The sequence below is a fragment of the Stetteria hydrogenophila genome (assembly GCF_054657575.1).
The window spans coordinates 231,867-244,870 of record NZ_BAAHYL010000002.1 but is presented as its reverse complement, the minus strand read 5'-3'; the positions used below and the strand labels follow the sequence as shown (position 1 = coordinate 244,870).

Genomic DNA, 13,004 nt, shown 5'->3' with positions numbered 1-13,004 from the left:
ATGGGCGAGCTAAAGGTAATCTCCTCCAGGAAGCTGAAGGCTTTAATAATCATTGACGCAATAATACTGGCGCTCATAGTCGGTGTAAGCTGGGTTCTAGTGTACGTGGTAGCACTAGAGCCGCTGATTCACGGTGGCTTCTCCAAGCTAATTCACCTGCTGCTCCACCCGCGCCTAACGGAGACCCTTTGGTGGCGCGACTTCCTAGAGCAAGTATTCAACATACTGATCGTGTTCGAGGCAACCGCCGGGACCTGGTGGACTCTAGGGAACTTCGCGGTCTCCTACAGGGAGATAAGGAAGTGGAAAGAATACTATAAGAGGGAGGGCAAGCAGGACGTATGGGTTGTGAGGTTTGGAGTCTGGGAGAGGGTTCAGCACTTCATAGTCTTCATCACCATGGCGACGTGTATATTCACAGGCTTCGTGATGTACTTCGGCAACAACCCCTACTGGAAGTTCTTCTATACAAACAGGGATCTGTTCGTTAAGATACACGTGATAAGCGGCGTAATCATGGGTGCCCTGGCGATAATACACATCATATACTACACGGCCGAGGCTATAGTTGCTAAGGCTAGGGGGGAGAAGATCATGGATAGGTTCCCCCTGCTGAAGCTATTCACCAAGACCGACATCTTGAACTACATCAAGGCCTACCTGTGGCTCTTGACGCCTAGAATCAAGCCTGGGCCCGCCGACAAGTACGGACCGGAGGAGGAGTTCGAGTACTGGGGCGTATACTGGGGTATGATAGTGCTTGGAATACCCGGCGCCATCATGGCCCTCTACGGCCCCAAGGTCCTCGATGGCATATTCTGGGTGACGCACGTCAAGGAGGCCGTGGTGGCTACCATCTACCTGCTAATAGTGCACATGGGCTACACTCACCTAAGGCCCGAGGTGTTCCCCATCGAGCCGAGCTTTATTACCGGGAAGATGCCTCTGAAGAGAGTGAAGGAGGAGTATCCCAGGTGGTATGAGAGGCTTGTTAAGAAGGGGGTAGTTAAGGGTTAGGGGTGATGGGACGTGCCCACGCGTGAGATGGTTATAGATCCCATAACCCGTATCGAGGGCCACCTAGGCCTGAGGGTAGTAGTGGACACCGAGGCAAGGAGGCCCATACCCGACAGCGTGAGGAGCTTCGCAACGATGTTCAGGGGCTTCGAGGTATTCAGCATAGGAAGGCCCCCCGAGGACCTGCCTCACATAACGAGCAGGATCTGCGGCGTCTGTGGTGCCAGCCACGCCAACGCCGACGTGATAGCCGCCGACATGGTCTACGGCGTCTCCCCGAAGCCCATGGGCGTGGTGCTGAGGAACCTGGCCTTCGCCATGACTGACCACACGTATGACCACACGATAATCCTGAACATGCTGGAGGGCCCTGACTTCAGCGAGGCCATAGTGTCGAAGCTGACGCCCAGCGTGTGGCAGGAGGCGCAGAGGACTCTAGCGGAGCACAGGGACATCCACGGGTTCACCAAGATATCCGACATCATGACTGCCCTGAACCCGATTTCAGGTAAGATGTGGCAGTACGCCGTCAAGTTCCAGAGGCTGGCGAGGGAGGCGGGCGTCCTCATCTACGGCAGGCACAGCCACCCCTCCACGCTCATACCCGGAGGGATCTCGACCGACCTAACCATGCCGCAGTACCTGCTAACGGGCTACATGTACAGGCTAGTCAAGCTAACTGCTTGGGCCAAGTTCAACTACTACGTCTGGCATGACCTCCTCTCTTTCTACGAGAGCCTGGGCTACGCGGACAACGGGCTGACCTATGACCCGCCGATAGCTATATCCTCTGGCATATTCGAGGATCCGGACACCTACAGCAGCATCGGAGACTATGCTGAGCCGGAGGACTTCTACAAGAACATGGATGAGGCCGCCAGTAAGAGGATGGTCAAGCCGGGCATTGTGCTGAAGGGCGAGCTCGTCACTACTAAGTACACTGAGATACAGGCCAGCATAATGGAGCACGTGGAGAAGGCGTTCTACGAGGACTGGGCTGACAAGATTAAAAGCTTAGAGTTCTACACAGAGGAGGATCCCGCCGGCAACAAGCTACTCTGGGGCAAGTACGATCCAGCCTACCACCCGTGGAACAAGATAACGATACCCAAGCCTCAAGCGCGCGACTGGGCCTCAAAGTACACGTGGGCGACGCACGTAAGACTCGTGTGGAAGGATGGAACCATCACGCCGTTCGAGGTAGGCCCCTACTCTAGGCTCCTAGTCACGTCAATGCAGCCGAGCGAGTACGGCTCAGGGAACGGGGTACTAAGAGTAACCCTGCCCAGGGCGTGCGCCGACGAGCTACCGGCGAGCGTCTGCGACGAGATGACGATCGAGTGGAGGGTGCCGAGGAGGAGCACGACCATCTACAGGCTGTGGGCGAGGGCCTACAACCTGCTAATGGACATCCACGCCGCCTGGACCAACCTCTACAAGGCGCTGGATCTCGTAAAGGCTGGGAACACGGAGACCAGCAGGCCCTGGAAGACGCCCAACAGGATAACCCGCGGAGTAGGCTTCACTGAGGCGCCTAGGGGTACTGTCAGACACTGGATGGTCCAGAAGGGCGGCAAGGTGCTGAACGTTCAGATCCACGCGCCGACAACCGGCAACGTGAGCCCCTTCGACAAGTACGGCAGGAGCCCGTTCGAGCAGAGCATCGTCAACAGCTACGTGACCGAAGAGGTGCCGCCGGAGGACTGGGCGGGCCTAGACTTCGTGAGGGCGATCAGGAGCTTCGATCCCTGCATAGCCTGCGCCGCACACTTCGAGGTAAGAAACGGGAGCAACAAGCTGCTAAAGACCATTAAGAAGATCCTTGTGCCTCACACCTACACGCCTTAATAGCTCGCACGCCTCCTCCATTTTTTCCTCCTCTACCTTAAACCATTTGGCGATCCATTCTTTACTGCACTCCACTCGACCCAGTAGCTTCTGGTACCATCCAATGTAGAGGCGCTCCCCCCTCAGCCTCACAGCCATGCAGGGTTGCTCGGTGTGCTCTATAACCTGCAGATCTCCCTCATCCTCAACGACCCTGAACTCGTCTTCGACCATCCAGCGAATCCTCTTAGACCACACGTCGGCCTCGTAGTTTCTAAAAGCCGCCATGTTGAGGGCGACAGCTATTGGCGCCATCCAAGGGTATTCCTCCTCGACCTCCCCCTGCCTGCCTAGTTTAGCGAGAACCACCTCCCCGAAGCCGTAGTCTACCCCGAGAGCAAGGTACCTGACTCCATCGTCCTCTATGTCCTTCAAAACCCTTATGATGTAGACGAATTTACCGTGTGGAGTCTCAATCTCCACGTAGTTGCCGCCTATACGCGTGACGTATAGAGGCGCGCCAGACCTCGCGGCCTCCCTGAATACTTCACGAATGACCTCATGCATTTTCATCGGTCCTACCCTCGCCGGCGCCCCTACGGCTTTACAGTTCTTCACTAGCAGTGCCCGCGTTATAAATAGCTAAAAACGCCTGAGCCCAATCCGGGGGCGTGCATTAACCTTACTCGGATGGCTGCTAGAGAGGAGTTAGATTAAAAACATTAAAAACTGTTTTACCGTGAATGTTGTGGGGCGGGGGTTCCTAGCCTTTACTCTTCATTGAACTCGTCGTAATCGTAGGACTCGTAGTCGCTGTAGTAATCGTAGCCTACATCGCTGACTTCCGCAATAGCGTACCTGCCGTCGTCGAACACGTACACTTTATTATTGAGGGCAAGGTGGTTGAGAGCCTGCCTTATCTTATCCTCGCTCGCGAGACCCGAAAGGAGTGCGTGGAGATCTCTTATAGTCATTGGCCCATGCTTACGGAGCAGGTCTAGGAGGAGTTCCTTCAACTCATCCTCGTTAGGAGCCGTGTACACTACGATATCGTCATCCTCATAGATGCGGGAGAGGCGGGAGGATATATCAGCCTCGTTGACGCCGTTATACTGGCCAGGCTTCCCCCATACGCTCCTCACTCCTCCTCACCCCCTTTAAAACCCACACTGGGCTTAGGAGGGGTACGGTTCTTATATACCTCACATAGAAGTGTTCATAAGCCGGGACCGTGGTGCCATGTTCCTGTAGGGTCTCACCCCCTTATCACCTTACCCTAAGTAAACGCTTCCGGGGGAGGCCTGTGCAGGCTTACCTGCCCGAGATAGAGGCATACCTGGATATGCTGAAGGCGGAGATGGCTAAGCTGAAGAGGCTCAAGGAGGCGCTCTCGTCGAGGAAGGGCGCGTCGGCGAGTGAAGCGCTCAGCGACGTGTGGCAGTGGGAAATTATCCTTAAGCGCGTTGAGGCATACCTGGCTCAGATAACATACTACATGGAGTATGGGAGCACTCTGAAGGCCTCCGCTGAGGCCTGCGCCGCTCACTCGTTCGTCAAGTCGGTGATAACGAGGAGCAGTCAGCTGACAGGGCTAGCAGGGCACATATACCAAGTCAACCTCCAAGCGCTTATGGCTAAAATAAGCGACGTCCTCTGGAGGATCTGCAGGGTCGATGTTAAGGAGGCCACCTAGCCTGGCTGGAAAGTAGGAGGCTCCGATGGTTTTGCGCCCGGGAAACTCCACTAGCCGCTCTCCGGCGGTGACTCGATTTGCAGCCCCATCTTCCTGTAGGGGCACGTCTGCCAGTGCTTTTCGCACTTGGCGACCGCGTACGCTGTGAGGTACCGACCAAGCACCTTGCAATAGGCTAGATAGCCTTCCTCGTCCTCCTCGACTTTGAAGAATTCGCACTGGGATGAGGGCTTTCTGGAGAGGAGAAAAATCTTCTTGTAGGGAAGCTTACCCCGGCCGGCCACCGGCGCCTGCACCTAGTGTTTATGCAGCCTGGATCCGAGGGGTTATAGCTGGGCTATCAGCTCCTCCAGCCGGGACTTTACAGCGGCTATTTTCTCCTCGAGCTTCTTCTTAGCCTCCTCCAGCTCGTTAATCTTGGCTTTTAGCTCGTCCCTCTCAGCCTTCAGCTTCTCGACTTCCTGGTTGAGTGCTTCAATCTTGGACCTGCACTCCTCTAGCTCTTTGGCTATGCTCCCCTCGTGAACGGGGACCGCTAGCTTTATCTTGCCTTTAGCGAGCATTGAGTAGGTCTCTTTCACGATGCTCCCAGCCTTCGTCTCGCCGGCGAGGTGCCTCCTTATAGTGGCCTCCGTCCTGCCAAGCTCCTCGGCTATCTTCCTAATGGGGTAGCCAGCCTTCTCCCTGGCCAGAGCCCCCGCAGCGACGGCGAGGCTGTCAACCCACGTCGTGAACTCGCTCGGATCCATTATCTGCTTCAGCACGTCGGGCCTGAAGAGGCTGGCAATGATTAGGGCTACCTCAAGCTCTCTAACCTCCTTGGCGGTGGTGGGCTTCACGGGTATGTGGGAGAAGTCGACCTCTATAGCTACAGTCCCTGGCGCCGCTTCAGTCGCTTCCTTCTTCTCCTCAGCCAACTCTATGCACCCCCTCTTGCTTCAACAGCGTCGAGAATAGTATTGGCGCCGGCGCCTTATACGTTTAACAAGGAAGTGTGTTCTAGTAAATCTCGGCCTGCAAGAACCCCGGGCTCTAGTGCGCCCGCGCGCAGGCCCCTACGTCCTGAAACGCTTCAAACTTACGCCTAGCTCCCTCGCTTTCCCGACTAGCTCGCCGCTAGCGCGGGGGCCGGCGCCGTAGAGGACTAGGACCGGCCTGCCGGATAACTCCTTGGCGGCGTTAGCCACTTTTACAACAGCCTCAACAGGAACCTGGCCGCTTTTAGCGTAGACAGCCACAACAAGCCTCTCGCCTCTCCTCTCCGCGACAAAGTTATAGTCAGAGCCGGGCTCAGGGTTCTCAACCTTAACCTGGTACCCGGCAGTCCTGTAGCTAGCCGCGACTTTACCTACAACACCATACCTTGCAATGAGCTTCTTTGCCTCGAAAGCCTCTCTGGCGGTAACCATGCCGGCACCCCCCAGCTGCCCTGGCCGGGTTAAGGGCATATATGTGCTGCCATAGCCGCCGCGCCGAGCACTCGCGTGGCTGCCTACATAGCCCGTTAAATCCCGTTAAATCTCCTAGGCTAGTGGAAAACAGCCCCGAGGGCCTCAAAGGCCTGTAGGAGATGGGGGCCCTGCGGGATTCAGGCTTGCTTCAAGCGGTCTCCAGCTTCGCCTTAGCCCTCTCGAGGAACTCGTCTACTAGCTCTTCAATCGATGGTCCTTCAACGACTTTCACTTCGAACCTAACCCTGACTATGGGCTTGTCCACGCTTATAAGCCTGGATAGGTCAGCGGGGGTCCCGGATACTATGACGTCGGCTGGGATCCTCTTAAGCGTCTCCTCCAGGTCTCTAAGCTGGCGCTCAGTGTAACCCGTGCTCGGGACTACTCTCTCCATGTGCGGGTACTCCTCGTACATCCTCTTTATGACTCCAACCGCGTAGGGTCTTGGGTCAACAATCTCGGCGGCGCCGTACTTCACGGCGGCCACGTACCCGGCGGCGTAGGGGGCCTCTCCGTGGGTGACGGTTGGTGAATCCTCAACGACGACTACCCGCTTGCCTCTAACCGCGTCTGGGTCGTCGACCTCGACCACGCTCTCTGCGACGGAGATTCTAGCCCTAGGGTTTACCCTAGCGATGTTAAGCTTAATCTCCTCCACAGCCCCGGGCCTCGCCTGGTCAGCCTTATTTATCACGACTGCGTCCGCCATCCTCGCGTTCACCTCGCCCGGGAAGCTTAAGACCTCCTGGCCGGGCCTCATGGCGTCCGCCACGGTTATCATGTAGTCGGGCTTGATGAACGGCCAGTCATTGTTGCCGCCGTCCCACAGGATTACGTCGGCCTCCCTCTCAGCCTCCATCAGTACTCTCCCGTAGTCGACGCCGGCGTAGACCGTGAGGCCCATCCTAATGTATTGCTCGTACTCCTCCCTCTCCTCCACGCTAACCTCGTACCTGTCCAGATCCTCGTAGCTGGAGAACTTCTGGACGGCGGCCCTCCTCAGGTCCTTGTAAGCCATTGGGTGGCGGATAGGGGCCACCCTGAAGCCCCTAGACAATAGCACGCGGGTAATGGCCCTGGACACGCTACTCTTACCCGCACCAGTCCTAACGGCGGTGACGGCCACCACGGGCTTCGATGACTGGAGCATGGTGTCCCTAGGCCCTAGTATCATGAAGGAGGCTCCGGAGGCGAGCACCCTGCTGAGCTTCGACCCCACGCTGTTGTAGGCCAAGTCGCTATAGGCCAGTACCACCAAGTCAACGCCGTGCGACTTAATTACCTCCTCCAGCTCGTCCTCGGGGACTATAGGGATGCCCTCAGGGTAGAGGCTGCCCGCGAGCTCCGGCGGGTAGCGGCGCCCGGCAATGCCAGGTATCTGCGCCGCCGTGAATGCGACGACACGGTACTCGGGCTTGCCGCGGAAGAACACGTTGAAGTTGTGGAAATCCCTGCCGCCCGCCCCCATGATTAGAACCTTCACAGGGCGAGTCAAGGCTTCTAGCACCATAAGGTAAATCCCGGCCGTTCCGGGTAAAATGGGCGAGGCCCCGCCGCCTTAAGGCTAAAATTAGTGGTGGTTGAAGCAGGCTCCTCCCTCCCGGGGGCTAGCGTTTGCCTGCAGGGAAGCAGAAGAGGACGCCCGTGGGTAGGGAGTCGGGTCGGTTCTATGAAAGGCTCCTCTCCGTGCTCTCCGCGAGGTCGGGCTTGCTCACAGCGGCCACTCTCGCGGCGATACTGGCTATAGGGGTCTACCTGAGGATCCTGCCCGCTCTTAAGTACAAGCTTGAGCTGGACGCCAACGACCCCTGGATAGCTTACTGGCTGGCCAAGTACTTCACTGAGAAGGGGCTGTTCAGCTTCAGCGGCTTGAGGGACGTGAAAGAGTTCTGGTACCCGACGGGCCGGGACTTCCTGAGGACGGAGAGCATTGGAATACCGTGGCTGGCAGCCGCGACTTACCCCATCGGCAAGGCTGCAGGCCTGACTCTCCGCGAGTGGCTAGCCCTATTCCCAGTCTTCGCGGGGGCCGCAGCTATTCTGACCTCCTTCCTGCTCGCCTACAAGCTGACGGGGTCTAGGCTGGCAGGCCTAGTCTCGGCTTTCTCCATGGCCGTAGCCCCGGCGGCCATAGTTAGGACCACGGTAGGCTTCGTGGAGAAGATAGGGTTCAGCACCCCATTCCTGGCCTTGATGTACTACTTCCTCTACTCAGCCTACACGTCAAGCGGGTCGAAAAGGCTGGCCTACGCCATCCTGGCCGGGGCCACAGGAGGCTTCATAGGCTGGATCTGGGGCGGCATACACCTCGCGGTAGCGACGCTGGCCACAGTCATAGCGCTCGACCCCCTCATGGGCGGGCCGAGCCTGGAGAGGTTTTCCAGGATCCACCTGCCGGCTTCGCTTGCGTTAATCCTGGTCTCCGGCGCTTACCCCGCGGTTGGTTTCAGCTACTACGTAGCCGGCGTCGGGCTGCTCGTGCCCGGAGCCCTCCTGCTCTACGCCACCGCTCTAGCCTTAAAGAGGTGGCTGGGCGCCTACAAGGCGTCCTTCCACGTCTGGCTCATCCTGGTAGCTGTAGCAGCGGGCGTCACCGCAGTTAACGCGGGCCTCGTGAGCGTGCCGGGGAGGATCGCCGCGGCGCTCGGCGCCCACACCCTGAGCCCGCTCGTAACTAGCGTCCAGGAGCACCAGCCGACAAGCCTGCGGAGCCTGATATCCGACGCCGGCTTCCCGTTGTTCCTAGCGCTCCTAGGGATGGCCTACGACCTGTATCTGGCCGCCCGGGCGAGGAGCCTCAGCGCGCAGAGCCTGCTGAGGCTGACTATCTACCTAACCCTAGCCTTCACCATATACGCCTCCATGAGGATGTCCTACTTCACCCAGCTCGTCGGCTTCTACGCGGCGACGGCTTCGGGCTTCATAGTGGGCCTCCTACTCCAGCAGAGGCCTGAAGCCGGTGGAGCAGGCAAGAAGAAAGCCGGCAGGGCGGAGCAGGGGATCGACCCGCTCAGGCTGATCAGCGTGGTACTCATAGTAATGGTGGTTGCCACGGGCGGCATCGCCCACGCCATGGAGTCTTATTTGAGCAATAGTTTAAGGGCGCCAGCTATAATGACTTCGATGCTGCCTACCCTCCTCTATAGTGGGGGCGAGGGCGGTCAGAGGATAGTCGTGCCCCTAAACGATGCCTGGATAGACGCGCTTGAGTGGATCAGGGAGAACACGCCCGAGAACGCCCTAATAGTATCGTGGTGGGACTACGGCTACTGGATCACAGTCAACACCGGAAGACCCACCGTGGCGGATGGCGCTACGTTCAATGAGAGCAGGATCAGGCTTCTCGCGCTCGTACTCACCGGGACGGAGGATGAGGCATCCGCACTGCTACCCCTGCTAGGCGCCAAGCCGAACGAGACCTACATAGTCGTCTATGACGCATTCAACGCTGTAATCGACGAGAAGGGGTTCGCGATCCTCCTACCCATGTTCTCTGCCTGGAGGAGCCCGGTGAACCCGAACGAGTACTTCGTGGTGCACGGCAGAGGCGACCTCCCGAAGTCCTACCAGATGCTGAGGATAGCGTGGAGAGTAGACCCCTACAACTCCACACCCTTCACGACGGAGTACTCGACGACTACTACCGACGCCTCGGGCAGGATGTACCACCACTACCCAGGCTACACCGGGGAGCCTCGGGAAAACGCTGAGAAGGTAAGGAACACACTCATCTTCAAAATGGTGATGCACGGGCTACAGCACATACTAGACAAGGGGGTGCCCGGCGCTCACTGCGAGGGGTTGCTCGACAACGCTACAATAGCCATACCCGCAGTCTACGCTGGCCAAGGGTTGGGCGCAACGCCCGTGGTCGTGGATGAATTCAAACGGTTCACGCTTGAGGCAGTAGTCTACGACTGCATCAACGGAACCGTGAACCGGGGCGCCCTCACAACTCAAGCATCGTTTGTGGCAGTGTTCATATACAAGTGGAATGGATAAGCCAAAGCCCTCCCTAAGTGAAAGGCGAGCTAGTCCAGGTGCCCCCTGTTTAGACGAGTCCACACGCGGGCCCGGGGGGTGCCCCTGATTTAATCCTTGCCGGGCCAGTGTTAGGAAGGGGTAGCCGTTGCTGGGTGCTTAAGTTATGCTGACCCGGAAGAGGCGGGAGATAAACGTTAGGATCGCCGCGGTGGAGACTCTGAGTATTGTTAGGAAGGCGCTGTATAGGGTTCGCTCCTCGAAGCGCATGGTGGAGGCTGTTTACTCAAGGTCGGGGGATCCCGCCTTAAGGAACCTGATCGAGTCTCACGTAAAGCTGGAGACTATCCTAGAGGCGGTGGCGCTCAGGCTGGAGACTATAGCGGCCCTAGGCATGGTGACCAAGGAGATGGTTGAGGCCCCTCTTAGGGTGGTTAAGGAGGCTCTCTCTCTCAGGAAAACGCTCCCCCCCGATGTGGCTGGCATGGTGTCGGAGCTGGATGAGGCGCTAACCGTAATGTACGAGGTGGCGGCCCCCGCCGAGTTCTACGGGTTAGACCCGGCTAGCTATGGTGACCCCTCGGAGGAGGCGAGAAGGGTATTAAGGGAGGCGGAGGTCCAGGCTCGTGAGAGAATGAGGAAGCTAGGCCTGTGAGGAGTCCTAGCCAGGCCGACCCTTCCCCGGGGGATGCCGAGGAACCCTTAGCCGAGGCTTTAGTGTTTAACTTTAGGCTCCTCCGAGCCCTTTAGCGGGTGGGGGTGCTGGCTTGGCTCAGGAGGCAAGTACTTGGAGCGTGCTAGCGCTTCTAAGGAGTAATCCCGACGAGCTTAAGATGCACGTGAAGAAGAGGCTAATGGATCCATCCATAGTCGACGAGGCCCTGCGGCTCGACGTGGAGTGGAGGAGGCTTCAGACGGAGATTAACGAGTTGAGGCACAGGCATAATGTCATAACGAGGACGATAGCTAAGACCCGGGACCCAGCTGAGAGGGCTAAACTCATCGATGAGGCTCGCAGGCTCCTCAAGATTCTCGAGGAGAAGGAGAGGATTCTGAAGAGCGTTGAGGAGGAGAGGGAGCGGGCGTTGATGAGGCTGCCCAACCTTGTTGACGACGATGTCCCCGTTGGGGATGAGACGGCTTCAAGACCCATAGAGTACTGGGGGCGCCCGAGGGTCTGGAGGGGGCACCTTGACTCCTTCCTCGCCGAGACTGAGGGAAAGGGGTTTAAGGTGGACTACGAGGTTATAGACTGGAAGCCCGTTGGGCACGCGGACATGCTTGAGTTCAAGCTTAAGCTGGGGGACACTCTGAAGGCCTCCGAGGTTGCAGGGTCAAGGTTCTACTACCTATTCGACGACATAGTGTGGCTGGACTTCGCCCTGCTCCTGTACGCGATTGACTACTTGACTCGTAAGGGGTACACGCTCGTCCTGCCGCCCTACATGCTGAGGGGTAAGATCATTAAAGGTGTTATAGACGTTGAAACATTCAAGGACGCCATATACAAGGTGGAGGGGGAGGACCTCTACCTGATAGCGACCTCGGAGCACCCCCTTGCAGCGCTCTACGCGGGCGACGAGCTGTATGATGACGAGCTGCCGATAAAGCTCGTGGGCGTCAGCCCCTGCTTCAGGAAGGAGGCCGGGGCCGGCAACAGGGACTTGAAGGGCATATTCAGGGTTCACCAGTTCCACAAGGTGGAGCAGTTCATATTCTCAACGCCCGAGGATAGCAGGAAGTTGCACGAGGAGCTAATTAGCAATGCAAAGGAGCTATTCATGGGGCTAGGGATACCCTTCCGCATAGTCAACATAGCCTCAGGCGACTTGGGGGCAAGCGCAGTGAAGAAGTACGACCTCGAGGCGTGGATGCCCGCCCAGGGCAGGTTCAGGGAGATGGTGAGCGCCAGCAACTGTACCGACTGGCAGGCCTACAGGCTCAAAATCAGGCTCATCAGGAGGAAGGGGATGAAGCGGGGCTACGTCCACACCCTAAACAGCACGGCTATAGCGTCAACGAGGACTATAACAGCTATACTAGAGAACTTCCAGGAGCCAGATGGGACAGTGGTTATACCAAAGGTTCTAAGGAAATACCTGGAAATATTCCCCAAAGCACCCCACGACGCCATTCACCCCAGGGGGAAGAAGATCACTAAAACCTAGCAGCCCCGGCTTACCCGCCTCTGCGGCGGCCTAGCAGAGCGTCGAGGAAGGCTAGCAAGCTCCCCTTCCTCCTCTCCTCGCCGCCCCCCATTCGAGTGAACGCCAGAGCCCTAGCCGCCTCCTCATCCATGAAAGCGTACTTTTCAGCCTTCTTGGCGAGCATCCTCAGCTCATCCTCGCTGGCATAGTCTATAGGCATGTTCCTCCGGCCCGCCCTCTCCCAGCGCTCGTAGAGGCTTGCCACCACCTCGGAGACGTCAGGGTCGGAGTAGAAGGCGGCCTTACGCCATTGGAAGTGGCTCTCATCGATTAGGCTAATGATTCTCCTTTTAAGCTCCTCACCCGACACGTGGGACACCTTTTTAGTGATTAGGGCCCTGAATGGCTATATCCCCTCGGCCGCTACGCCTCCTCTTGCTGCTCCATCTCCTTCATCTGCTTTATCCACTGCTCCACGACGTCGTAGCCGTAGATCGCTTTCAACTGCTCCCTACCCTCAGGCGTTATCCTCTCCGGAGTCCAGGGTGGATCGAACACGAGGTCTATTGTAACGTCCTCCGCCTCGGGGATAGCCTCTCTAACAGCCTCCTCGACGTAGGCAATTACAGTCCCTGCAATAGGGCAGCCCACTGCAGTTAGCGTCATAGCTATGTAAATCCTGGGCTTGCCGCTCTCCCCCTTCTCAGCCCTAATCTCGTAGATGAGTCCGAGGTCATAGACGTTGACCGGTATCTCTGGATCGTAAACCTCCTTGAGGGCGTTAATTATGCGCTGAATTAGCTCCTTGTCGCCCTGCAGCTTAACGCCCGCCGCGCTCATTACCGCACGCACCAGGTTCAAGGAGCAATTAAACTCGGCTCTTAAGAG

Annotated in this window: 14 protein-coding genes; 6 read left to right on the top strand and 8 right to left on the bottom strand. The window is 57.7% G+C overall.

Features of this window, described 5'->3' with window-relative positions; genetic code table 11:
• Together ACYQ3J_RS04685 and ACYQ3J_RS04680 are read left to right on the top strand one after the other, a co-directional pair.
• The gene (locus ACYQ3J_RS04685; protein ID WP_460125301.1) at nt 1–1,017 is read left to right on the top strand and encodes a cytochrome b/b6 domain-containing protein; all 1,017 of its coding nucleotides are present in this window, start codon (nt 1–3) and stop codon (nt 1,015–1,017) included.
• A gap of 12 nt (nt 1,018–1,029) precedes the next feature.
• Nucleotides 1,030–2,865, top strand: a complete 1,836-nt coding sequence (locus ACYQ3J_RS04680; protein WP_460125298.1) for a nickel-dependent hydrogenase large subunit — start codon at nt 1,030–1,032, stop codon at nt 2,863–2,865.
• Here the strand turns inward: ACYQ3J_RS04680 and ACYQ3J_RS04675 are convergent.
• Nucleotides 2,818–3,417 carry a hypothetical protein gene (locus ACYQ3J_RS04675; RefSeq protein WP_460125296.1) on the bottom strand — a complete coding sequence of 200 codons (600 nt, stop codon included), beginning with the start codon at nt 3,415–3,417 and terminating at the stop codon, nt 2,818–2,820. The two genes, ACYQ3J_RS04680 and ACYQ3J_RS04675, sit on opposite strands and share 48 nt — an antisense overlap.
• A gap of 197 nt (nt 3,418–3,614) precedes the next feature.
• Complete coding sequence (locus tag ACYQ3J_RS04670) at nt 3,615–3,986, bottom strand: hypothetical protein (RefSeq protein WP_460125293.1); 372 nt, start codon at nt 3,984–3,986, stop codon at nt 3,615–3,617.
• Between the two features lie 161 nt (nt 3,987–4,147).
• Between ACYQ3J_RS04670 and ACYQ3J_RS04665 the strand changes: the two genes are divergently transcribed.
• A complete protein-coding gene (locus tag ACYQ3J_RS04665; RefSeq protein WP_460125290.1) occupies nt 4,148–4,537 on the top strand; it encodes a hypothetical protein in 390 nt (129 codons plus the stop codon).
• 50 nt (nt 4,538–4,587) lie between these two features.
• Here ACYQ3J_RS04665 and ACYQ3J_RS04660 read toward each other — a convergent pair whose 3' ends face one another.
• From ACYQ3J_RS04660 to ACYQ3J_RS04645, 4 genes are all read right to left on the bottom strand, one after another.
• Nucleotides 4,588–4,833 carry a hypothetical protein gene (locus tag ACYQ3J_RS04660; protein ID WP_460125288.1) on the bottom strand — a complete coding sequence of 82 codons (246 nt, stop codon included), beginning with the start codon at nt 4,831–4,833 and terminating at the stop codon, nt 4,588–4,590.
• 30 nt (nt 4,834–4,863) lie between these two features.
• Nucleotides 4,864–5,454 (bottom strand): hypothetical protein, encoded by a 591-nt coding sequence (locus tag ACYQ3J_RS04655; protein WP_460125285.1) that lies wholly within the window; start codon nt 5,452–5,454, stop codon nt 4,864–4,866.
• Between the two features lie 138 nt (nt 5,455–5,592).
• Nucleotides 5,593–5,946: a hypothetical protein gene (locus tag ACYQ3J_RS04650; RefSeq protein ID WP_460125282.1), complete on the bottom strand. Its 354-nt coding sequence runs from the start codon at nt 5,944–5,946 to the stop codon at nt 5,593–5,595.
• Nucleotides 5,947–6,136: 190 nt separating this feature from the next.
• Nucleotides 6,137–7,498, bottom strand: coding sequence for a cyclic 2,3-diphosphoglycerate synthase (locus ACYQ3J_RS04645; RefSeq protein ID WP_460125280.1), 1,362 nt, complete (start codon nt 7,496–7,498; stop codon nt 6,137–6,139).
• Nucleotides 7,499–7,602: 104 nt separating this feature from the next.
• On the opposite strand from ACYQ3J_RS04645, the gene ACYQ3J_RS04640 reads away from it, so the two are divergent.
• The 3 genes from ACYQ3J_RS04640 (at nt 7,603) to serS (ending at nt 12,137) form a co-directional block, all read left to right on the top strand.
• A complete protein-coding gene (locus ACYQ3J_RS04640) occupies nt 7,603–9,990 on the top strand; it encodes an STT3 domain-containing protein (RefSeq protein WP_460125277.1) in 2,388 nt (795 codons plus the stop codon).
• A gap of 145 nt (nt 9,991–10,135) precedes the next feature.
• Complete coding sequence (locus ACYQ3J_RS04635) at nt 10,136–10,624, top strand: hypothetical protein (protein ID WP_460125275.1); 489 nt, start codon at nt 10,136–10,138, stop codon at nt 10,622–10,624.
• A gap of 112 nt (nt 10,625–10,736) precedes the next feature.
• On the top strand, nt 10,737–12,137 hold the full coding sequence (serS, locus tag ACYQ3J_RS04630; protein ID WP_460125272.1) for a serine--tRNA ligase: 1,401 nt from the start codon (nt 10,737–10,739) through the stop codon (nt 12,135–12,137).
• 10 nt (nt 12,138–12,147) lie between these two features.
• On the opposite strand, the gene ACYQ3J_RS04625 is transcribed toward serS, so the two are convergent.
• Together ACYQ3J_RS04625 and ACYQ3J_RS04620 are read right to left on the bottom strand one after the other, a co-directional pair.
• Nucleotides 12,148–12,486, bottom strand: coding sequence for a hypothetical protein (locus tag ACYQ3J_RS04625; RefSeq protein ID WP_460125269.1), 339 nt, complete (start codon nt 12,484–12,486; stop codon nt 12,148–12,150).
• 53 nt (nt 12,487–12,539) lie between these two features.
• Nucleotides 12,540–12,968 (bottom strand): metal-sulfur cluster assembly factor, encoded by a 429-nt coding sequence (locus ACYQ3J_RS04620; RefSeq protein ID WP_460125266.1) that lies wholly within the window; start codon nt 12,966–12,968, stop codon nt 12,540–12,542.
• Nucleotides 12,969–13,004: the final 36 nt, after the last annotated feature.